We start from the raw sequence: 23,030 nt of genomic DNA on the forward strand, positions 1-23,030 counted from the left end.
TGTGATCAAAGTGCCTCCGAAAAGGCACCATAGTGAAAACAAGTGGATCAGATTTCAATTGTTGGAGTGGATCAGTTTTGCATTGTTGGTAACACTCATCGACAACGCGTATTCCGCTCCTTCCCGTTTGGCCCTTCGCAATTTATGCTACTACGGCCTCTGCTGACTTCTCGCTCCGCATCGCTGCGTCGCCCTTTCAGGCATCAGGCGAGATCTCCCCAGGTAAGAACGCATTCCTTCACTGCACAACCGCCGGATTTACGTTACAGAGCTTTGGCTACAAGAGCTTCGCAGTTACTTGCCTGCTCGCCCTGCTTTGTCACGCCTTATATCCGATTTTTGTTCATCGGCTCGCAGTTTCGTTCCACGCTTCCTCCCCACAGTCCGTCACCGTTCTGCAGTTGCGCTTCACTTCGTTCACTGTAGCCAGCTTACGGCAGGACTTTCACCTGCAAGAATGCGCCCATGCTGGGCGCACAAGCAAAAAGGGGCCAGTTCAAAACTGGCCCCTTTTATTATTCAGACAAATTCTCAGGCTATCGCTCTGAAATTTAGTTACCTTCGTTATGCAAATCTAAACTTGCAGATAACTCGGCTTCTTTTCTGCGTTTGGACGCTTCATTACGTTGTGCATCCAGACGGTTCAGGTAGGCCTGATCAATATCATTTGTCACATAAACGCCGTCAAAAACTGAAGTTTCAAAACGTTTTAACTCAGGGTTTTCAGAACGTACTGCATCGACTAAATCTTCCAGTGACTGGAAAATCAAACCATCAGCACCAATGATTTTGCAGATGCTCTCTACATCATGACCATGAGCTATCAGCTCGTTGGCTGATGGCATATCAATACCATAGACGTTCGGAAACCGAATTTCCGGCGCAGCTGAGGCGAAGTACACTTTCTTAGCACCAGCTTCGCGCGCCATATCGATGATTTGCTCTGAGGTAGTACCGCGCACTATAGAGTCATCCACCAACAAGACGTTTTTGCCTTTGAATTCCTGCCAAATAGCGTTCAGTTTACGTTTAACTGACTTTTTACGCTCCCCCTGGCCCGGCATAATAAAAGTACGGCCAATGTAACGGTTTTTTACATAACCCTGACGGTATGGCAAACCTAACTCATGGGCAATTTGCAAAGCAGCATCGTTACTGGTCTCAGGAATTGGAATAACCACATCAATATCTAAATGCGCCCATTCTTTTTTGATTTTTTCACCAAGCTTTTTACCCATAGCGACACGGGACGCATAGACAGAGACATTGTCTATGGTTGAATCGGGGCGGGCAAAATACACGTATTCAAAAATACAGGGCGCATAACTTGGGTTCTCTGCACATTGCTGGCTGAATAGCTCACCGTCTTCTGTAATGTAAACAGCTTCACCAGGTGCTACATCACGCAATACGGTAAAACCGTCCGCATCTAAGGCCACGCTTTCAGAAGCCACCATATACTCAGTGCCAAGCGCAGTTTCACGTTTACCCATCACTAAAGGACGGATACCGTTTGGATCACGAAATGCCACTAAACCATGACCAATGACGACAGCCACCACCGCATAACCACCGCGGATTTTGCGGTGTAAATTAGCAACAGCACGGAAAATATGGTCAGGATTGACATGCATATCGGCATGAATATCCAACTCATGCGCAAAAGCGTTTAACAGCGCTTCTGAGTCAGAATTGGTATTGACATGACGACGGGCAGTACGGAACAACTCGTCTTTTAACTCTTCAGAGTTGGTCAGGTTGCCGTTGTGCGCCAAGGCTATACCAAAAGGACTATTGGTATAAAAGGGCTGAGCTTCGGCCGTACTGGCTGAACCCGCTGTTGGGTAACGCACGTGGCCTATGCCCATATTGCCAGACAAACGCTGCATATGGCGGGCTTCAAATACGTCTTTCACTAAGCCATTGGCTTTGCGTAAGCGTAAGGTTTTGTTGTCTACTGTCACTATACCGGCGGCATCCTGACCACGGTGCTGCAACACAGTTAAACCGTCGTACAACGCCTGATTGACCGGATACTTACCTACGATTCCAACAATACCACACATCGATTATTTCCTCGCCACGCTTAGGGTCGCTGCATAAAACTGGAATGGGCTTTGATGTACTCAAAAAACCATTCAATGATAAAACCAAATTCGGGTATCAATGTGGACGCTTGCCACCAGTCGGTTTGATCCGCAGTGGTAAAAGCATCCAGGAAAAACAACAACGCACTGACCACCAGCACACCACGCAGGGCGCCAAAGATCAGGCCTAGTAATCGGTCGGTGCCGGATAAACCTGTAGATTCAACCAAACGGCCAATCAGGTAATTAATTAAGGCACCAAGAATAAGAGTAGAAATAAACAGAACAGCAATGGAGACCGCATTACGCACCAGTGCGTCTTGCAATTCAGTGAAATAGGTTGCCAGATAGGGGTAATAATAACTGGCAACAAAAAAGGCCAGTATCCAGATAATCAGTGAAACCGCTTCTTTGGCAAATCCCCGGACCAGACTGATAACAGTCGACAGGCCGATAATTGCCAGAATGGCATAGTCAATCCAAACCATTTGCTACCAAAGGATGCTTAAGGACGGCGCGCATTCTACCAAAACACGCGCCTGAACACCTAATTATTTTCGATTGGCTTAAAAGCCGTCAGCTTCAGACCTTGTGTTCCGGTCAGTTGTTCCAGTTGAGGCAGTTTTTGTTCCAGACGTTCTTTCTTCAGTTCAGGCCCCACCACTACGCTCACCATGGATTGGCCCTGCGCATTGGTGGTTGAACGGGTAAAAGTGGTAAAACCCGCTTCTTTTAGTTTAGCCACTAAGGCAGTGGCGTTTTCTGTTTTACCAAAACTGCCCACCCGCACTATCCAGGCGGTTTCATTCAGAGCCGGATTACCTTTAGGTTCAGCTGGTTGTTCTGTTACAGGCGAAACTGCTGTGCTTGTCACGGGCGCTAAGGGGTTTTCAGTCGGCACAGGTATTGGATCTGTGGTTGCGCCCTCTGCTGGATCTGCCACCATAGCGGCACTATCTGTGACAGCTTCGCTGCCAGCAGCTCCGGCTGTGACTTGTGCAAAGCTGTTATCAGGTAAGCCAGCATCAGCAGCAGGTTCGTTGACCGGAGTCGCCAGCAACTCCTGTTGTTTTTCAGCTAATTGCTGTTTAGTAAATACCTGTTCCTGTTGCACAGTAGCGAATTCCGGACGTTCCGGAATAGCTTTAAATTCATCTTTTACCACCTGCTTTTGCCCGTCCAGCAAATCGGGTAAAAAAACAATGGCAGCTATAATTAAAATGCTGCTGCCAATTAAGCGGTTTTTAAAGGCGCTGGTCATACATCTGTCTCCTTTTGCAGCGCTAGAACTGCCGACACTGTAACAAAAGAGCCGAAAATCACCAATAAATCATTAGCCTGCAACGAAAGCTGCGCTTGTTGGTAACCCGACTCTAAATCTGAATAACAGGAATAACGGCTTTGAGCTGGCAACTGCTGCAACAGCACACTGGCCTCTGCTCCACGAGCGCCCGGTAAATCCACCAGATGCCAGTGATCCGCAAGCTGATAAAAAGGCGCCAGGCTTTGCTGAATGTCTTTGTCTTTTAACATACCCACCAGCAGATGGACCCGAGCATAACCTGCTTTGATGAACTGCAGCTGAGCCGCCAGATAACCGGCCGACTGTGGGTTATGTGCTACGTCTAATAAAATACCGGGGGTTTTGTTCAGCCACTGCATTCGCCCTGGCAAGCTTAACTCTGCCAGAACCTGAGCAGCTTGTTGCTGTGAAGGTAACAAAGCCAAAGCTTCAAGTGCAGTAAAGGCGGTGGCAATATTTTGCAAAGGAACAGTGGTCAGAGGTAACCCATCCAAACGACTATGCACGCCTTGCCAATGAAAGCTCGTGTCTGTAACGCTGTATTGATAATCCGTATTAATGCAAAGCAGTTCGGCCTGAATATCCTGAGCGTATTTCAAAACCGACTGCGGAATATCAGTCTCACCTATCACGGCTGGTTTAGCCGCGCGAAATACACCGGCTTTTTCACGGCCAATGCTTTCGCGATCCGGACCTAAATAATCCTGATGGTCTAAATCGACAGTGGTCAGAATACTTAAATCCGGTTCGATAATATTAGTTGCATCCAGGCGTCCGCCTAAGCCCACTTCAATCAGGCATAACTCCGGTTGCTGCTGTTTAAGCAAATAAAAAGACGCCAGGGTGGTGAACTCAAAATAAGTCAGCTCGATATCGCCCCGCAATTGCTCGATAAAGGCAAAAGCTTCACACCAAAGAGTGTCGGCAACATCTTCGCCATTTATGCGTAAGCGCTCGTTAAACTGCAGCAAATGAGGAGAGCTGTATACACCCACAGACAAGCCCTGCACAGCGCAGAGCTGTTCAAGAGTGCGGGCAGTAGTGCCTTTGCCATTGGTACCAGCGATCAGGATTTTTTTACCAGGCAGCAGATGCAAATCGGCGCGCTGAGCGATGTTAAGCACACGGCCGAGCCCCAGCTCAATCTGATGTTGCGGATGTTTTTGTTCTATATAACAAAGCCAATCCGTCAGGGTTTGACAGGATTGGCTTGCAGGCGATAAAAGATTGGTCATAACACCTTATTAGGCGACGCGGTGTTCCTTGGCAGGAGCTGGCCATCGCATGAATTTAGCCACAAGTCGCGCAATTGTATCGCGCATTTGGCGGCGGTCAACAATCATGTCGATAGCACCGTGTTCCAGCAAGAATTCACTGCGCTGGAAACCTTCAGGTAATTTTTCACGTACTGTCTGCTCAATAACACGGGGACCAGCAAAACCGATCAGAGCTTTTGGTTCACCAATGTTTAAATCGCCCAGCATCGCCAGACTGGCTGACACACCACCCATAGTAGGGTCGGTCAGTACAGAGATATAAGGTAAACCTGCTTCACTCAATTTGGCTAAAGCTGCGCTGGTTTTGGCCATTTGCATCAAAGACATTAAAGCTTCCTGCATACGGGCGCCGCCACTGGCAGAGAAACAGATAAAAGGTACTTTGTTTTCAATGGCGTATTCAACACCTTTAACAAACTTGGCACCTACTACAGACGCCATAGAGCCGCCCATAAAAGCAAACTCAAAGGATGCAACCACTACTGGCATGCCCAACAAAGTGCCGCGCATTACCACCATGGCATCTTTTTCATTGGTTTCTTTTTGCGCAGCAATAATACGGTCTTTGTATTTTTTACTGTCTTTAAATTTCAGCAGGTCCTGAGGCTCTAACTCTGCAGCCAGTTCCACCATACCACCGGTATCAAGGAAATGATTTAAACGGTCTCTGGCACTGATGCGCATATGGTTGTCACATTTAGGACAAACCCCTAGGTTCCGATCCAGCTCTGCCTTGTACAACACAGCGTCACAAGAGGTACATTTAGTCCAGACCCCTTCAGGTATATTTCGACGGGATGAAGACGAAGTTCTGGGCAGAATTTTTTCTAACCAACTCATAGTTGTTCCTTGGTATCGCAGCAGGGCTTGAGCCCAAACTTAGTTTATTGTGTGAAAAAGCGCCGATCATGCGGCTAACGGCGCTTATTAAAGCACAAAGCTATGATAGAACCTATAGCTAACTGGTCGTAGTTGTTAGCAGAAGCTATCCGGCAGGAACAGAGGTCCCAGTGGCATTTTGGGGATACCAAAGTGTTCGGGGTAGTCCACATCCACCAGATACAAGCCTTCGGCTTTCGCCGTTGCCGCCGCTAAAGTCCGATCTTTAGCCGCCAGCAACTCCGCAATCCACTCCGGCTCCTTTAACCCCATACCCACCTGTAACAAACTGCCGGTGATATTACGCACCATATGGTGCAAAAAAGCATTGGCTTTAATATCCAGCACAATAAACTGCCCCACCCGACTTAAATGCAGATGCATCAGATTACGGAAAGGGCTGTGCGACTGACACTGGATAGCGCGAAATGAGGTGAAATCATTTTCGCCCAGCAGATGGACAGCGGCTTGTTGCATCAGTTCAATATTTAAATCCTGATGATAATGGCTTAAGCCAGCACCCAGAATAGCTGGCCTGAATTTGTTGTTATAAATCACATAACGGTAACGGCGGGCTGTAGCAGAAAAACGGGCATGAAAATCATCCGATACTTGTTTTGCCCAGCGTACAGCTATGCCATCCGGCAGATTGGAGTTTGCGCCCATGATCCAGGCTCGCATATCGCGGTTGGCATCGGTATCAAAATGTACCACCTGACCTGTCGCATGCACACCAGCGTCAGTGCGGCCAGCACAAGACAATTCGATCGTTGTATTGGCCACTTTAGATAACGCAGTTTCCAGATGGCCCTGTACACTTGGCACTTCACGTTGCCTTTGCCAGCCAAATAAACCTACACCGTTGTATTCGATACCTAACGCAATTCGCATTCTGACTCCCATCATTTAGGGGCGGAAGTATAACTCAGGGATCACAGGAAACTCACGAATTTTAACGGTTACAAGCGAAGCTCAGTATAAAAAACAGAAGCATGATTTGATCTTGTGGCTACATGAGGTCAGTATGAAATTGAAAACTGAAGGGTCAGAGTCAAGACTCTGACCCTACGATTTAAAGCAGGTCTTTTAAGCTTTGCGCTTCTTGTTTGATATGCTCTGGCGCGGTGGAACTTAGTACTTTGTCAATCAGGTGTTCAGCACCATCCTGTTCACCAATCTCAATATAAGCACGAATTAAATCCAGGTCTGCGGCAAAACCCTGCTCAGCCGGATCCAGTTCTGGTTCATGCTGCGCGGCAATAAAATCCTGATAATCCTCCAGACCAACGTCTATATTACGCACAGGGTTTTGACTCTGCAGTGGCTCATCTTCAGAATCATCCAACAGTTTATCCAGAGCCAGCAATGAAAACGCCAGATCATCAGACTGAGCCATCTGCTGAGCTTCGGTTTCGGATTCTGACAATGGATCACTGTCTGTTTCAGCTTTATCCAAATCTAATTCGGCTAATACCGCATCGGCGACCTGTTCATCTGCCAGTCTGGCTTCAATATCGGTTTGAGCATAATCAGCCAGCAAGGTATCAAAGTCAGTTTCATCCAAAGCTTCAAGTTCTGACGCTATATCATTATTGGCTTGTTGGGTATCATGCGAAATGACTGCAGACTCTCCAGCCTCCTGAACATTTTGTTCCAGTTCAAACTCATCATCTGTTTCTTCAACAGATCCAGCTTCGTCAGAAAACTCCAGATCCGGGTACTCTTCCAGCACTTTGCTTGGATTTTCCACTGACAAAGTGGCAGCAGATACACGGCTGACGCTTAAATCTTCCTGTGAATCAAGATCAGGAACCGATTCGGTAAATGAAGGCTCCGCAGCCAGATCACTGAGCTCCTGCCAGGTTTCATTCGCTTCAGATTCATCTGACAGTTCATCAGCAAGCACTGCAGAGTCGTCATCTGACACTGCTAACTCTGGTTGTAACTCATCGGCTACATCAGTTTCACCCAAAGGCGCATCATCTAAATCCGTCACTAACAGCTCGTCCGCTACTGCATCTGAGCTTTGAGCTGCAGTTTCTGTTGCATCTTCTGTGATGTTCCCCTGCAGCTCATCGGCTACAGCAGTTTCACCCAAAGGCGCATCATCTAAATCCGTCACTAACAGCTCATCCGCTACTGCATCTGAGCTTTGAGCTGCAGTTTCTGTTGTATCTTCTGTGATGTCTGCGGCAAAATCATCTGCCGACATGTCAGCTTCGGCTTCAAAGTTCTGAATAAGTTCTGCCAAATCACCATGATCGGCGTGGAAATGCGCAGGAATGGCTGTTAACGGATCAGGTGATGCCTCATCGGATAATAACAAAGCAACGTCATCCGGACTTAGCGGATAGTCGTCTTCGTCAAATTCCAGAGTGGTTTCAGGATGCACTTCTGCTCCAGCCACAAGGTCCGGTTCATCGGTCAGATGAAATTCATCATGAGCCGGCTCAACAGCTTTGTCAGCTTTTACACTGTCTGGCCAATTGGCTGTGCCATCAAGCAAAGCGTCAATATCAATATCGGTTTCGTTTTCAATAGATAGTGGCTCTGGGATGGATAATTCTTCATCGGCAAGCGATTCGGCAAATTCGTCCAGTTCTGAGCTGTCAAAATGCGGTTGTTCCGGCGTAACATCCAGCACATCAGCTGTATCGTCCACAGGCTGCTCCAATGCAGTGCCTGATCGCTGTTCCACTTGAGGAGCTTCGTTTGTCACCACCAGTTCATCCAGCAGCGAATCAAAGTCAACCTCTTCAACCTCTTCTATCTCATCCAGGCTGAACTCATCTGTTTCGGCTGAAGCCGGACTGCTGACCTCAAAAGTGTCTCCGTCCAATTCGTCCAGCTCAATTTCTTCAATCAGCTCATCCTGTTCATCGTTCGTCTGTTCGTTTTGTTTTTGTTTTTGCTCTTCAGCTAACTGCTCAGCCACGGCCTGAGCAAATACGTCTTCATCCGCATCCAGTTCAGGTTCTTCATCAAATAAAGAGGACAGATCGGCACCGGACAAAATATTATTCGGATCAAAGTCTTTTTCAGGCGCTTTTGCCGGTTGATCCAACAAATCATCCAATAACTCGTCATCCATTGAACTTGCATCGAATAAATCTTTGCTGTCCAGCAAGTCATCGTCATTCATCAGAATGTCGTCGAACTCGTCTGCTCTGGTATCCAGAAGCATATCATCATGTAAATCAATAGGTTCGTCATCCAGACGTATGCCGTGACTGCCTGTATCCAATAAAGATTCATCCAGTGTCATCAGGCTGCTTTCGTCAAAATCCAGACTTTCATCTAAAGGAGGTAAGGGTGAACGATAACCTGATTCCTGTTGAGGTACAGCTGTTGCCGCATTCACTATTTGCTCTGATTTTTTGGTGCGACGTTTAATCCAGCCTAATACGGCAAACAATACAAACAAGGTCGGTAAGGAGGCTAATAACACCCAGGTCAGACTGCTGGAGGAAATATTTTGCCACAGCTCGGCAAAACTTGTCCCTTGCTGTTCCCGTTCAATCTGAGCTTTCTGCTGTGCCAGCATTTCAGCCTGCTGCGCGACTAACAACTGTAACTGTTGTTGAATTTCGCTGTCTTTATCCACCTGAGATTTCATCAAAAGCATCTGGTCTGCTAATTGATCAAGTTTTTGTTTCAAGGCTGTGTTGTCTGCCAATACAGCTTCAACTGTCACTTTGGACTCTGCCAGTTTACTTTGCAGATCAAGAAGTTGTCCTTTTTGCTGCCCCTCAACACGGCTCAGCTCTTGTTTAATTTCCTGTTTGGCCTTGTCGACATCTTTCTGCTGCGCTGTGTTTACGCCTTGTTTCACTTTGGCCGCAGCAGCAGCCCGAACTCTGTCGGCCCAGATCCGATCGTCTTCTTCCGACTTACGTTGTGCATCCACTGCATCCACAGTCAGAATTTCATCGACATTAGGGATCGCTAAAAAAGAGCCTACATTCAAATGGTTAAAATTATCATCGAGAAAAGCTTCAGGGTTTTTCAGATAGATGGAATACATCACCTGATAGATATTTAAACCCGGGTGCGGCCGCACTTCTTCGGCGATACGCCATAAAGTGTCGTTAGGAGTTAAAGGACCTACCCGGCTGCGGTCCGGATTTTCACTGCTTTTAGGGCCTTTAAGACGCACAGTGGTGTCCGCAGTGGCGTTAACACTGCAGATCTGCAACAGAATACTGAAAATAAGAAGCCCAACTAAACGCATCGATGATCCTTTAAGGCCGGAGATTACTTGTGACACAAAAACACTGCAAACATCGTTCCACACTGGAATAGTAAACCAGATGAATGCCACTGGCTATGCTTAAACACTATCTGCATATCGGCTGCTGAATCAATTGCTTTAGAAAACAATAAAGGCTCCAACGGGAGCCTTTGACTGGTATTTAATCTGCTGTTACAGATAGTCCCGGATCAAATGTTCAGCGATCTGAATACTGTTGGTGGCGGCACCTTTACGAATGTTGTCAGCAACAACCCATAAATTAATGCCATTTTCGTGTGAAAAGTCCTGACGAATACGGCCCACAAACACATCATCCTGACCAGCTGCGTTGCCTGCCTGTGTTGGATAATCTGCATTGTCTTCCATCAGCGTGACACCCGGTGCATTGGCTAACAGCGCTTTGACCTGTTCCACACTGATAGGCATACGGGTTTCCAGATGCACGGCTTCGGCATGACCATAAAACACCGGCACCCGAACTGCCGTGGCGTTTACTGAAATGCTGGCGTCGCCCATAATTTTTTGGGTTTCCCAGTGCATTTTCATTTCTTCTTTGGTGTAGCCGTTATCTAAAAACACATCAATTTGTGGAATGCAGTTAAAGGCGATCTGACGGGCAAACTTGCTGCCTTCTTCCAAAGGACGACCATTGAGTAACTGCGCCGTTTCTTTCGCTAAAGCTTCAACACCTTGTTGACCAGCACCAGCCACCGACTGATAAGTGGCTACATTGATACGGCTGATCCCCACTGCATCGTGAATAGGCTTTAACGCCACCAGCATCTGAATAGTGGAGCAGTTAGGGTTAGCAATGATATTGCGGTTACGGAATTCAGCAATAGCATGGGCGTTCACTTCGGGCACCACCAGTGGAATATCAGCTTCGTAGCGGTAGTGGGAGGTGTTGTCGATCACGACACAACCAGCATCGGCAGCACGAGGCGCATAAGTTGCAGACACGCTGCCACCGGCGGAGAACAAACCAATCTGCACTTTAGTCCAGTCAAAAGTCTCAGCATCCAGTACTTCGATTTGTTTACCCTTAAAGGTGATAAAGCCACCGGCAGAGCGGCTGCTGGCTAAAGGATAAAGTTTATTTACCGGAAAATCGCGCTGTTCTAAAATTTCAATTAAATGCTGGCCTACTAAACCTGTAGCACCTAACACAGCGACATCGTATTGCTGAGCCATGGTTATTCCCCTCTGATTACTGGCTGCTTTCCCCTTCTTACTTGACGCTGCCGCATTGTTGACTGCGCTCTTCGCCCCAGTCACATAGGACTACTATGCTCCTGGGGTCTCGCTCGCTTGTCGCCGCGCTGCAACGTCAATTAATTTGGGTGTTAAAACCTAATGTTGTTAAAAACTCAGGCACCTCTTGTCCTGTCAGTCGCACCGAGCTGTATTCACGCCGCGGTGGATATGACTTTCTAAGCCAGTCAAAACCTTGTTTTTTCTGTTGTTGCATCATGTAGAAACGAAACAATGTATCGTCCCGGCGCACATCATATAACAGCCGGGTTAAATTTTGGACATCTAAAAGTCCAAAATTTGAATTTATTTTCACCTCTGAAACTTGTGCTGCCGGCAGCACTTGCGCCAAAGTCTTTTCCGGGGTGAAGCCCAGCTGTAAACACAAGGCCTGATACAGCATTTCAGTACCACGGGCTTTGCCTTCAATACTGTGCCCTGCAATATGAGCTGTGGCTATATCTGTAAAGGGGATCAAGCGTACATCTGGCTCTGGTTCATTGGCCCAGACATCCAGCACCAGCGCTCTTTTATGACCAGATTGAGCTTCGTTTAATAAAGCATTGTTATTGGTCACTTCACCACGACAGGCATTGATCACTGCACATTCTGCTTTTAATAACTTCAGGCTTTGTGTATTTAATAAATCCACAGTCGCATCTGGCCCGGTTTTTACCAAAGGCACATGAAAACTGACGATATCAAGCTGGGGTAATAATTCTTCAAACGGAATATGAGGAAAATCAGGCTCTGCAGCAGCCCGTTGTGGGTCGCAGCATAAAACCTTGATGGACAAGGCCTGAAGAGCACTCACCAATACTCGACCTATATTACCAACCCCTACCACGCCTACAGTTTTTTGTCGTAAATCCCACTGGTATTTTTCCGCCAGCACAAAGAATGAACTCAGTACATACTCCACTACAGACTGGGCATTACAACCCGGCGCACTGCTAAAACCAATGCCACGCTGTTGCAAGTAGTGCTGATCGATATGATCAGTGCCAATGGTCGCAGTGCCAACAAACTTCAGCCTCGGACTTTGTGCCAATAACTGCTCATTGACTTTAGTGACAGAGCGCACCAGCAGTACATCTGCATCAATAATCTGATCCGCAGTTAAAGTACGGCCATTCACCAGCGTCACGTCACCCAAATCAGCAAAGAAGTCTTTGACGTACGGCATATTTTCGTCGGCGTATATCTTCATCTGTATCAGTCCACAGTCAGAATGGCGGTATTGTAACGACGCTCTGTGCTTTGAGCTATCGGATTTCTGAATTTTTGACCAACCAAAAAAAACGCTGCATCAGGCAGCGTTTTTTTAATCAGGAAAAAATCAACCCTGGTATTTTTGCATTACTAAAGTAGCGTTCGTGCCGCCAAAACCAAAGCTGTTTGACATTACAGTGGTCAATTGAGCTTCTGTCGCTTTAGTCACAATATTTAAACCAGCAGCGGCGTCATCCAGCGTATTGATGTTGATTGAAGGAGCAATAAAGTTATGCTCCATCATCAGCAATGAATAAATAGCTTCGTGTACACCCGCAGCGCCTAAGGCATGACCTGTCATGGCTTTGGTGGCACTGATGGCAGGGGATTTGCCACCAAAAACTTGCTGAATAGCGCCTAATTCTTTGACATCTCCCACAGGAGTACTGGTGCCGTGAGTATTGACGTAGTCGATGGGACCTTTGACGTCTTTCATTGCCATTTCCATACAACGTACTGCGCCTTCACCACTTGGAGCCACCATGTCGTAGCCATCTGAAGTAGCGCCATAGCCGACGATTTCAGCGTAAATTTTTGCGCCACGGGCCAAGGCATGTTCCAGCTCTTCAACCACTAAAATACCGCCACCACCGCTGATCACAAAACCATCACGGTCAGCGTCATAAGTACGGGACGCCAGTTCAGGCGTTTCGTTGTACTTAGTCGACAAGGCGCCCATAGCGTCAAATTCCATTGCTAAGGTCCAGTGCACTTCTTCACCACCACCGGCAAAAATAATGTCCTGTTTGCCTAACTGGATCAGTTCTACCGCATGACCAATACAGTGGGCACTGGTGGCACAAGCTGAGCTGATGGAGTAGTTCACACCTTTGATTTCAAAAGGAGTAGCTAAACAAGCAGAACAAGTACTGGACATGGTTTTTGGCACAGCGTAAGGACCTACACGTTTCACGCCTTTTTCACGTAACGTATCTGCAGCTTCAATCTGAGTTTTAGAGGAAGCACCACCAGAACCTACCACTAAACCAGTACGGAAATTCGAGACCTGCTCTGGAGTTAAGCCAGCATCTTCAATAGCTTGTTGCATAGAGATATAAGCGTAAGCAGCTGCATCGCCCATAAAACGCAAAGCTTTGCGGTCAATTAAAGCTGCAGTATCAATTTCAATCTGGCCCCAGACCTGTGATCTCAGGCCCATGTCAGCAAATTCCTGTGACGCTTTAATACCGGAGCGCCCGGCTTTTAACGATTCCAGCACTTGCTGTTGATCGTTACCAATACTGGACACTATGCCTAACCCTGTGATCACTGCTCTTTTCATGCTTGCTCCAAACAAAAAATCGGATGTCTTTTAGTAATTGCGCCACATTGTACGGAGTTTCTTTTCGAAACTGGTCCGCTTTCAGCGCACAGTTGTACACTATTATCTATTTGTATTGCGGCTAAGTTACAATACCTTATTCTTTTTCGATAGGGTTCTACTTCAGTTGCAACAGGCTCAAGTTCACTACAACGACGCTGGCACACCGGTTTCCGACCTGTTTGGCGATATTTATTTTTCCGACATTGGTGGCCTGGACGAAACCGATTATGTGTTTTTGCATAAAAATCAGCTACCAGAACGTTGGTTTACTCACCCACGAGCTTTTTTCCATATCGCTGAAACTGGTTTTGGCACTGGCTTAAACTTTTTGCTGACCTGGCTGCGTTTTCGCCAGTACAAAACCCAAGCCAAAAGCTGTCAGCGTTTGTATTTCAGCAGCTTCGAAAAATACCCGTTCAGTAAAGCCGACTTAATCAAAGCCTTAGCGGCCTGGCCACAGCTGGCAGAACTCACAGTTTTGCTTGCAGAAAGCTATCCTCTGGCCCTGCCCGGTCCGCATCGGATGACTTTTGATGGCAGCTCTGTAGTGCTTGATTTATGGTTGGGTGATGTCAATGAATTGCTGCCACAAGTACCGGAACAGAATAAAGTCGATGCCTGGTTTTTAGATGGCTTTGCGCCAAGTAAAAACCCGGATATGTGGCAGCAAAATTTATTTAATCAGATGTTCAGGTTAAGCCACAGTGGCACCACAGCATCTACTTTTACCTGTGCAGGTTTTGTCCGTCGTGGCTTAAATGACGCAGGCTTTTCGGCGAAAAAGACCAAAGGCCATGGCCAAAAACGTGAAATGTTGATTGCCAGTGCGGAAAATGCCGCGGAATTGAATGTTCATCTGCCCTCTGACGTTACTATCGTAGGTGCTGGTGTCGCGGGTATCAATGCTGCTTTTGCATTAAGGCAAAAAGGAGTGAAAGTACAATTGCTTTGTGCTGACGCAGAAGCGGGTTTAGGCGCTTCCCACAACCGCCAGGGTGCTGTGTACCCTAACCTGCATGCGACTTACGACTTAATGTCCTCTTTAAGCTGCCAGAGTTTTTTGTATGCCCGCCAGTTTTATGCCCTCTGGCTTGAAAAATTAGCCGTATCTGCCGACTGGTGTGGTGTATTAACACTGGCCTGCAACGACAACCTGGTCAAACGTCAGCACAAAATCAAACAACAGCCTTTTGCCTTAAGTGGCCTGTTTAGCGCTGTGACTCAAGAGCAGGCTTGTGAGATTGCGGGTTTGCCTTTGCCTTATGACGGCCTGTTTTTTCCAACCGCAGGCTGGTTATGCCCTCAGGAGTATTGCCAGCAGTTGGCTCAATGGCTTGGCAGCCAAGGCGTCCACATTAGCTACAACACTCAAGTGCATGAGATCACTCAGCACGAGCAGCATTGTATGCTGGAAACTTCAGCCGGAACTTTGCAAGCAACTACAGTAGTGCTGGCCACTGGCGCGGCTTTAAACAGTCTCAATCATCAGGAGTCTTTTCCGCTTCGGCAAATCCGTGGACAGGTCAGTCATCTGCAAAGCCAGACTATGGCGCCACTGAAAACTGTGGTTTGCCATCAGGGTTATATCACTCCGGCTCATCAGCAACTGCATTGTGTTGGCGCCACCTTTGACCGCAGCAGTGGGCACAATCAAGTGCTGGCGGACGATGATCAGCAAAACCTTGATTTGGTGAATAAGACATTAAACAGGCCTGACTGGTTTGTCGATGTACAACTGATGTCAGCCAAAGCGGGTTTACGCGCTACAGTGCCGGATCATATGCCTGTGCTTGGTCAGCAAAACCAGCTTTGGCGTTTTGGCGCTTTGGGCGCACGGGGTTTAACCTGGGCGCCACTGCTGGCTGAAATATTAGCTTGCGCGCTTACTAAAGAGCCTCTACCTTTAACCATACAACAACTGGATAGCGTTGATATCCAAAGGTATCTTCGGCTTAAGGCCTAGGATGGTGCAGGTGAATTTACTTTTTGCTGAAGATGATGTGTTACTGGCGCAGCTGTTTCAGTTGCAAGCGCAACAAGCGGGCTATCAGGTGTGCTGGGTAGAAAATGGCGATGCTGCAGTGCAGCAGGCATTAAGTTATCAGCACGACTTAATACTGATGGATGTTCAGATGCCGATCATGGATGGTATCAGTGCTATGCAAATGTTGCGTCAGCTCGGTTTTGATCGCCCTATAGTGGCCATGTCGGCTGAAGAAGTCACAGAAACTGGTTTTGATCTGGTGCTGAAAAAACCATTGCACTGGCAACAAGTACAACAGCAGTTGGCTCAATTTGAGGTGATCCCTTCAGTTGCGCTACAGGTACCTGCCGAACTGAAAGAAGCCTACATCACCCATGTAGAACAATCTTTGCAGCAATTGGAACTACTGGCTTCAGAAGAAAAGTGGCAGGAGTTTGCAGCTATTGTGCACCAGTTCAAAGGCAGTGCAGGCTGCTTTGGTTTAGAAAACATCAGTGAACTGGCCCACCAATTTCAGACCAGCTGGAATACGATTCCGGCAGAACAAAAACTCCCCCGTGCAACCTGGTTTTTGGAGCAGTGTAAGGCATGCAAGCTAAGATAAAAGTACGGGATCAAAAAATACTGCTGGTGGACGATCTTGACTACAACAGGCAACTGTTACGCCACAATCTGACAGCCCTGTTTTCCCATAACGATCTGAAATACAGAGCCTTTAGCTATTTTCAGGCCCATAACGCTGCTTCTGCGTTATTAACCTTCAGTCAACAAAGCCCGGATTTAGTTTTTCTGGATATTGAGCTGCCTGATGGCTCAGGCATTGACTTACTCAGGCGTTTTAAACAGCAAAAACCTGATTGTTTTGTGGTGATGGTCAGTGGTGTCAGTACACTGGAAAATGTAAAAGCCAGCATAGCGGCTGGCGCTGCGTCATTTATTGTTAAACCTTTCAGCGCTGACAAAATTCTGGCAGTACTCAGACAATTTGAACGCTTTTACGATAAACAACACAAGAGCACTTTTTAACTAAAAAACCCTGAAAAATCAGGGTTTTTCCATCTGAATCACCACACGACGGTTTTTGGCACGGCCTAATGAGCTTTCATTGGACGCCACATGACGTTTTTCACCTAAACCTTCAGTGCGAATCCTGCTCTCTTCCAGGCCAAAGCTAATCAGCCGCTCTTTGATAGACTCTGCACGCTTTATCGACAACTGTTCATTCATCCAGCGGCCACCGTAGGAATCGCTGTAAGCCTGAATATCAATACTTTCAATGCTCTGATCATATTTCAGATACAAAGCAATTTGGTCCAGTCGTTTTTTCGAGGCTTTGGTCAGATCAGCGCCACCCGACTCATAAGTCAGAACGGTAAAAGCTATGTCATCAAAAGTGTAAGGTAACAGCGAACTGACACATTGAGTAAATTGGTCCATAGCTCCAATAAAATGTACAGGATTCAGCGACACGCTGACTCTGTCATAAGGGCTGTGCCAGTCGGAGAAATAAAAGGTCGGGCTGTACCCTTGCTCCAGCTCCGTCAGCATAATCCAGCTTTCGGCTTTGCCTAAATCACCGTCAAACTGTTTTAGTATTTTCATACTGCTGATGGCTTTGGCCTGCTCACCCGGACGCCATACCGGCGGTACAGACAAGACTTCAGCTAAAGCGTAATGATCAGGCAAACGCAGCATACTCAGTTCAAACTGCATATTCAGCTCTTTGCCAGCGACACTGCGAAAATAAGCGTTACCAAAATGAGGAATGGGATGACTTAGTTCGCACAACAAAGGCGTGTTGTGTTGCAAAGACCAACTGGACTGATCCAGTGTGGCTGAATACTGACGTAATCCTGCTTCTGCCTGAGCAGCAGATAGCAAAGACAGCACCAGCCAAAGCTTATATCGCATAGGTTTCCCTTTTTTCATCTCAACAACCCGTTGTTTTTTCGCCTTTAACCAGGACAAACAAGGTACTCAAACAAGACGCTTTGCAATTTATTTGGCATAATACCTGCCAATCTTATCAGGACACAGGTCTTATGACTCAAGCTTTACATCCGTTAGCACAACGTTTTCGTGGCTACTTCCCTGTTGTTATCGACGTAGAAACCGCAGGCTTTAATGCAAAAACAGATGCATTGTTAGAAATCGCTGCAACTTTGTTGACTATAGACGAAAAAGGCATGCTTGTTCCAAGCCAGACTTTGCATTTTCATATCGAACCTTTTGAGGGGGCCAACATGGAAGCAAGCTCATTGGCTTTTAATGGTATAGACCCCTACAACCCGCTTCGTGGCGCTGTTTCAGAGCGGGAAGCCCTGACTGAAATTTGCCGCGCTGTGCGTAAAGCGCAGAAGGATGCGGACTGTCAACGTGCCGTAGTCGTTGCTCATAACTCCGCTTTTGATCAGGGATTTTTAAATGCAGCCATTGATCGAATTAAATTAAAACGCTCGCCCTTTCACGCTTTTGTTTCTTTTGATACCACTACTTTATCTGCTTTGGCCTTAGGTCAGACAGTGTTGGCGAAAGCCTGTAAACAGGCTGGTATTGATTTTGACAACAAAGAAGCCCACAGCGCTTTGTACGATACAGAACGCACAGCTGAACTCTTTTGCTACATAGTCAATCGCTGGCATCAACTGGGTGGCTGGCCACCTCCTATGCTGATGGACGATCCAGAGCTGGAAGAAAGCACTGAAGTTAATCCGGCATAACTTTTAATAACCAGCAATAACCAGAAAAAAAAGGCAGCCGAAGCTGCCTTTTTTTCAGACGAGAATTTATTCAGCGCTTTCGCTGTTAAATTTAGCTGCAGTTTCATTAATTAACGGCTGCAATTCACCACGCTGGAACATTTCCAGAATAATGTCACAACCACCAACCAGCTCGCCTTCAACCCATAACTGTGGGAAAGTTGGCCAGTTGGCATATTTTGGTAATTCAGCTCGGATATCCGGGTTTTGCAGAATGTCGACAAACGCAAAAGGTTGGCCACATGCAATCAGGGCTTGAGAAGCCTGAGCTGAAAAACCGCAACTCGGTAATTTTGGCGAGCCTTTCATGTAAATAATGATTGGATTATCAGCCAACTGTTGTTTAATTTTCTCAATGGTTTCCATTTTCAGCCTCTGGCACTACTGGGTTTAAAAATTTGTCTCATTTTACGCTGAGTTCGTTCGTTTCGCACTTGAGATTTCACAAAATGCCCCAAGATTATTATGAGCAGACACTTGTATCGCGCTAAGCCCAAGCTGTAAAACTCACGACTAAAACTTGAGTAATTTAGTCAGGTTTTGTAGTCTACGCGATGCAGACCCCATAAACAACGCCTACGGAGAACGACAATGGCTTTCGAATTACCAGCATTACCTTTCGCAAAAGACGCATTATTACCTCATATCTCTCCTGAAACTCTGGATTATCACCATGGCAAACACCATAACGCCTATGTTGTGAAACTGAATTCATTGGTTGAAGGTACTGAATTCGCCGGTAAGTCTTTAGAAGACATTATCCGTACTTCTCAGGGCCCTGTTTTTAACAATGCCGCTCAGATTTGGAACCACACTTTCTACTGGAACTGCCTGTCTCCTAATGGTGGCGGTGAACCAACTGGTGCTTTAGGCGATGCCATTACCTCTCAGTGGGGCTCTTTTGCTGCATTCCAGGCTGCTTTTAACGACAAAGCAGTGAACAACTTTGGTTCAAGCTGGACCTGGTTAGTGAAAAAAGCTGACGGTTCATTAGATATCGTCAACACCAGCAATGCGGGCACACCATTGACGGATAGCTCAGTCACTGCACTGATGACTGTGGATCTGTGGGAACATGCTTACTACATCGACTTCCGCAATGCACGCCCAACTTACTTAAATGCCTTCTGGGCATTAATCAACTGGGAATTTGCTGCGACAAACTTCGCTGCTTAATTTTCTGTTGCTGTAAAAAATGAAGCCCGGTTTTCCGGGCTTCATTATTAGTACCTATTTGAAACCCATTCGACATCCGCCACCTGCTTTCCTGTTCTGTGCACAGAACTCTACAAAAAAAATTCATATATTTCTGTGAATTAGTTGAGCGAAGCGCTTTTTTACTGTCTAACCTTACATCAGTGGCTTTATTTGCATTCAGTTCCCACAGACCAGTTTCGGAGGTGCACTATGGGCATTTTTGAGCACTACAAATCTAGATACGAAGCAGCCAAAGAAGAGGAATACAGCATCCAGGACTATCTGGAACTCTGTAAAAATGACAAAAGTTGTTATGCAAGCGCTGCCGAGCGTTTGTTAATGGCTATAGGTCAACCTGAGCTGATTGACACAGCGCAGGACTCTAAACTCAGCCGCCTGTTTTCCAACCGTGTGATTGGCCGTTATCCGGCTTTTGCTGAGTTTTATGGTATGGAGGACGCGATAGAGCAAATTGTTTCCTACCTGAAACACTCTGCTCAGGGCCTGGAGGAGCGTAAACAAATTCTGTATCTGTTAGGCCCTGTCGGTGGTGGTAAATCATCTTTGGCAGAAAAGCTTAAATCGCTGATGCAGCAAGTTCCTGTGTATTACATCAAAGGATCTCCAGTCTACGACAGTCCTTTGTGTCTGTTTGATGTGAACGAAGACGGCAATATCCTGGAGCAGGAATACGGCATTCCCAAACGTTACCTCAAAACCATTATGTCGCCATGGGCCAGTAAACGCCTGCATGAATTTAACGGCGATATCAGTCAGTTTAAAGTGGTAAAAAAATACCCTTCTATACTGGACCAAATCTGTATTGCCAAAACCGAACCTGGTGATGAAAACAATCAGGATATAGCGTCTTTAGTAGGTAAAGTGGATATCCGTCAGTTGGAGCATTTTGCCCAAAACGACCCGGATGCTTACAGTTACTCTGGCGCCTTATGCCGCGCCAATCAGGGCCTGATGGAATTTGTGGAGATGTTTAAAGCGCCGATTAAGGTGCTGCACCCTCTGTTAACAGCGACTCAGGAAGGCAATTACAACGGCACTGAAGGTTTAGCCGCTCTGCCCTTTGAAGGCATTATTCTGGCGCACAGTAACGAATCTGAATGGCAAACCTTCCGAAATAACAAAAACAATGAGGCCTTTTTAGACAGGGTTTATATTGTCAAAGTACCTTATTGCCTTCGCGTGTCAGAAGAAGTCAAAATTTATGAAAAACTGCTGGAACACAGTGAGTTAAAAGTTGCACCTTGTTCTCCCGCTACTTTAACCTCACTGGCGCAGTTTGCCGTGTTATCCCGCTTAAAAGCGCCGGAGAATTCCAGTTTGTATTCCAAAATGCGGGTTTATGATGGCGAAAGCTTAAAAGACACAGACCCCAAAGCCAAGTCCTATCAGGAATACCGCGATTACGCTGGTGTCGATGAAGGCATGTCGGGTTTATCTACCCGTTTTGCCTTCAAAATCTTATCCAGGGTGTTTAACTTTGACTCCACCGAAGTGGCCGCTAACCCTGTGCATTTGTTTTATGTACTGGAACAGCAGATAGAGCGGGAGCAATTCCCATCCGATGTATCAGAGCGTTATCTGGAACATTTAAAAGGTTATTTAATTCCAAAATACATAGAGTTTATTGGTAAAGAAATTCAGACGGCTTATTTGGAGTCCTATTCTGAATATGGTCAGAATATTTTTGACCGTTATGTGATTTATGCTGATTTCTGGATCCAGGATCAGGAATATCGTGACCCTGAAACCGGCCAGCTGTTTGACAGAGCTGCGCTGAATGCTGAGCTGGAGAAAATTGAAAAACCAGCGGGCATCAGCAATCCAAAAGATTTCCGCAATGAAATTGTCAACTTTGTCCTTAGAGCCAAAGCCAAAAATAATGGCAAAAATCCAACCTGGACCAGCTACGAAAAACTTCGTACTGTGATAGAGAAAAAAATGTTCTCCAGCACAGAAGAGCTGTTGCCTGTGATTTCATTTAATGCCAAAACCTCTACAGACGATCAGAAAAAACATGATGATTTTGTCGACCGTATGATGGAGAAAGGCTACACCCGTAAACAAGTGCGCTTACTCAGCGAGTGGTATTTACGGGTTCGCAAATCGCAGTAAGGTCAGAGCCTTGGAGGTTGTATGGCGCATTTTATTGACCGACGTCTGAATGGCAAAAACAAGAGTGCTGTCAACCGACAGCGCTTTATTCGCCGCTATAAACAACAAATTAAACAAGCTGTGTCTGATGCCATCAGCAAACGTAGTGTTACTGATATCAATAATGGTGAAAAAGTCTCCATTCCTGGCAAAGACATTACAGAACCTTTTTTCCATCAGGGTCAGGGCGGCCACAGAGAACGTGTGCATCCGGGTAATGATCAATTCAGCCCTGGTGATAAAATCAAACGTCCTCAAGGTGGGCAAGGCGGAGGTTCAGGCCAGGGGGATGCCAGTGCGGATGGTGAAGGCGAAGACGAATTTGTGTTTTCTATTTCCAAAGATGAATACCTTGATTTGTTGTTTGAAGATTTAGAATTACCAAATCTGAAAAAAAATCAGCTGGATAAGCTGGTGCAATACAAAAATGTGCGGGCAGGTTTTCGCTCTGAAGGCGTGCCCACCAATATAGATATAGTACGTTCTTTACAAGGTTCCTTAGCCCGCCGTGTCGCTATGACGGCAGGGAAAAAACGTGAGTTGCATGAACTGGAAGCCCAATTAGCTTTAGTCGAAGCAGAACCCGTACCGGATCAACACCAGTTAATGGCACTGCGGGAACAAATTGAGCAACTTGTAAAACGAATAGGTGCAGTGCCTTTTATTGACAGCTTTGATTTACGTTTTCGCAATTTTCAGAAAAGACCTGAACCCACCAGCAAAGCTGTCATGTTTTGCCTGATGGATGTGTCAGGCTCTATGGATCAGGCGACAAAAGACATGGCCAAACGCTTTTATATACTGCTGTATATGTTTTTAAGCCGCAGCTATAAAAATGTCGAAGTGGTGTATATCCGTCACCATACCCAAGCCAAAGAAGTGGATGAGCAAGAGTTTTTTTATTCGCAGGAAACCGGCGGCACTATAGTGTCCAGTGCGCTGAAAATGATGGCTGATATAGTTAAAGACAGGTATGACCCAGCACAGTGGAATATATACGCCGCTCAGGCCTCAGATGGCGATAACTGGGCCGATGACAGTCCGCAATGCGCTGACGTGCTGGCGCAGCAGATCCTGCCTTTTGTGCGCTATTACGCTTATATAGAAATTACGCCACGCCCCCACCAAAGCCTGTGGCTGGAGTACGAAAAATTGCAGCAAAGTTTTGATAACTTTGCCATTCAGCCGATACGGCAAGTAGCGGACATTTATCCTGTATTTCGCGAACTCTTCAAAAAACAGGCTGCTTAGCTACTGACTTCAGGGAGTTGCT

19 protein-coding genes are annotated in these 23,030 nt (G+C 46.5%); 7 read left to right on the forward strand and 12 right to left on the reverse strand.

All coding sequences use genetic code 11. The annotated features are described in order from the left end of the window. Positions 1-551 precede the first annotated feature (551 nt). The 10 genes from purF to fabB form a co-directional block, all read right to left on the reverse strand. Positions 552-2,066, reverse strand: coding sequence for an amidophosphoribosyltransferase (purF, locus tag J2W69_RS19325; protein WP_310281582.1), 1,515 nt, complete (start codon positions 2,064-2,066; stop codon positions 552-554). 20 nt (positions 2,067-2,086) lie between these two features. Beyond that, the gene (locus tag J2W69_RS19330) at positions 2,087-2,575 is read right to left on the reverse strand and encodes a CvpA family protein (RefSeq protein ID WP_008899259.1); all 489 of its coding nucleotides are present in this window, start codon (positions 2,573-2,575) and stop codon (positions 2,087-2,089) included. Positions 2,576-2,634: 59 nt separating this feature from the next. After that, positions 2,635-3,348, reverse strand: coding sequence for an SPOR domain-containing protein (locus J2W69_RS19335; protein ID WP_310281586.1), 714 nt, complete (start codon positions 3,346-3,348; stop codon positions 2,635-2,637). Continuing rightward, on the reverse strand, positions 3,345-4,625 hold the full coding sequence (gene folC, locus J2W69_RS19340; protein ID WP_310281588.1) for a bifunctional tetrahydrofolate synthase/dihydrofolate synthase: 1,281 nt from the start codon (positions 4,623-4,625) through the stop codon (positions 3,345-3,347). Before folC ends, J2W69_RS19335 begins: the two co-directional genes overlap by 4 nt. 9 nt (positions 4,626-4,634) lie before the next feature. Continuing rightward, positions 4,635-5,507 (reverse strand): acetyl-CoA carboxylase, carboxyltransferase subunit beta, encoded by an 873-nt coding sequence (gene accD, locus J2W69_RS19345; RefSeq protein ID WP_310281591.1) that lies wholly within the window; start codon positions 5,505-5,507, stop codon positions 4,635-4,637. A gap of 135 nt (positions 5,508-5,642) precedes the next feature. Next, complete coding sequence (gene truA, locus J2W69_RS19350; RefSeq protein ID WP_310281593.1) at positions 5,643-6,437, reverse strand: tRNA pseudouridine(38-40) synthase TruA; 795 nt, start codon at positions 6,435-6,437, stop codon at positions 5,643-5,645. A gap of 181 nt (positions 6,438-6,618) precedes the next feature. Beyond that, positions 6,619-9,777, reverse strand: coding sequence for a FimV/HubP family polar landmark protein (locus J2W69_RS19355; protein WP_310281595.1), 3,159 nt, complete (start codon positions 9,775-9,777; stop codon positions 6,619-6,621). A 192-nt stretch (positions 9,778-9,969) separates the two neighbouring features. Continuing rightward, a complete protein-coding gene (locus tag J2W69_RS19360; RefSeq protein WP_008899265.1) occupies positions 9,970-10,989 on the reverse strand; it encodes an aspartate-semialdehyde dehydrogenase in 1,020 nt (339 codons plus the stop codon). Between the two features lie 136 nt (positions 10,990-11,125). Further along, complete coding sequence (locus tag J2W69_RS19365; protein ID WP_310281598.1) at positions 11,126-12,259, reverse strand: 4-phosphoerythronate dehydrogenase; 1,134 nt, start codon at positions 12,257-12,259, stop codon at positions 11,126-11,128. A gap of 129 nt (positions 12,260-12,388) precedes the next feature. After that, entirely contained in the window at positions 12,389-13,603 is a 1,215-nt protein-coding gene (gene fabB, locus J2W69_RS19370; protein WP_310281600.1) for a beta-ketoacyl-ACP synthase I, read from the reverse strand. Positions 13,604-13,769: 166 nt separating this feature from the next. Here fabB and mnmC point away from each other — a divergent pair, with 166 nt between their 5' ends. The 3 genes from mnmC to J2W69_RS19385 are packed head-to-tail and all read left to right on the forward strand — an operon-like array spanning position 13,770 to position 16,655. After that, entirely contained in the window at positions 13,770-15,608 is a 1,839-nt protein-coding gene (gene mnmC / locus J2W69_RS19375) for a bifunctional tRNA (5-methylaminomethyl-2-thiouridine)(34)-methyltransferase MnmC2/FAD-dependent 5-carboxymethylaminomethyl-2-thiouridine(34) oxidoreductase MnmC1 (RefSeq protein WP_310281602.1), read from the forward strand. A gap of 10 nt (positions 15,609-15,618) precedes the next feature. Continuing rightward, the gene (locus J2W69_RS19380; RefSeq protein ID WP_310281604.1) at positions 15,619-16,233 is read left to right on the forward strand and encodes a response regulator; all 615 of its coding nucleotides are present in this window, start codon (positions 15,619-15,621) and stop codon (positions 16,231-16,233) included. After that, positions 16,218-16,655: a response regulator gene (locus tag J2W69_RS19385; protein ID WP_310281606.1), complete on the forward strand. Its 438-nt coding sequence runs from the start codon at positions 16,218-16,220 to the stop codon at positions 16,653-16,655. Before J2W69_RS19380 ends, J2W69_RS19385 begins: the two co-directional genes overlap by 16 nt. 18 nt (positions 16,656-16,673) lie before the next feature. On the opposite strand, the gene J2W69_RS19390 is transcribed toward J2W69_RS19385, so the two are convergent. Continuing rightward, entirely contained in the window at positions 16,674-17,540 is an 867-nt protein-coding gene (locus J2W69_RS19390; RefSeq protein ID WP_310281608.1) for a flagellar protein MotY, read from the reverse strand. Between the two features lie 131 nt (positions 17,541-17,671). On the opposite strand from J2W69_RS19390, the gene rnt reads away from it, so the two are divergent. After that, positions 17,672-18,349 carry a ribonuclease T gene (gene rnt, locus J2W69_RS19395; RefSeq protein ID WP_310281610.1) on the forward strand — a complete coding sequence of 226 codons (678 nt, stop codon included), beginning with the start codon at positions 17,672-17,674 and terminating at the stop codon, positions 18,347-18,349. A 66-nt stretch (positions 18,350-18,415) separates the two neighbouring features. Here rnt and J2W69_RS19400 read toward each other — a convergent pair whose 3' ends face one another. After that, complete coding sequence (locus J2W69_RS19400) at positions 18,416-18,754, reverse strand: Grx4 family monothiol glutaredoxin (protein WP_310281612.1); 339 nt, start codon at positions 18,752-18,754, stop codon at positions 18,416-18,418. 225 nt (positions 18,755-18,979) lie between these two features. Here J2W69_RS19400 and J2W69_RS19405 point away from each other — a divergent pair, with 225 nt between their 5' ends. The 3 genes from J2W69_RS19405 (at position 18,980) to J2W69_RS19415 (ending at position 23,008) form a co-directional block, all read left to right on the forward strand. After that, positions 18,980-19,564 carry a Fe-Mn family superoxide dismutase gene (locus tag J2W69_RS19405; RefSeq protein ID WP_310281614.1) on the forward strand — a complete coding sequence of 195 codons (585 nt, stop codon included), beginning with the start codon at positions 18,980-18,982 and terminating at the stop codon, positions 19,562-19,564. 231 nt (positions 19,565-19,795) lie between these two features. Further along, positions 19,796-21,718 (forward strand): PrkA family serine protein kinase, encoded by a 1,923-nt coding sequence (locus J2W69_RS19410; RefSeq protein ID WP_310281616.1) that lies wholly within the window; start codon positions 19,796-19,798, stop codon positions 21,716-21,718. A 21-nt stretch (positions 21,719-21,739) separates the two neighbouring features. After that, positions 21,740-23,008, forward strand: coding sequence for a YeaH/YhbH family protein (locus tag J2W69_RS19415; protein WP_310281618.1), 1,269 nt, complete (start codon positions 21,740-21,742; stop codon positions 23,006-23,008). Positions 23,009-23,030 lie beyond the last annotated feature (22 nt).

This window comes from Rheinheimera soli, from assembly GCF_031457405.1.
Lineage (GTDB): Bacteria > Pseudomonadota > Gammaproteobacteria > Enterobacterales > Alteromonadaceae > Pararheinheimera > Pararheinheimera soli_A.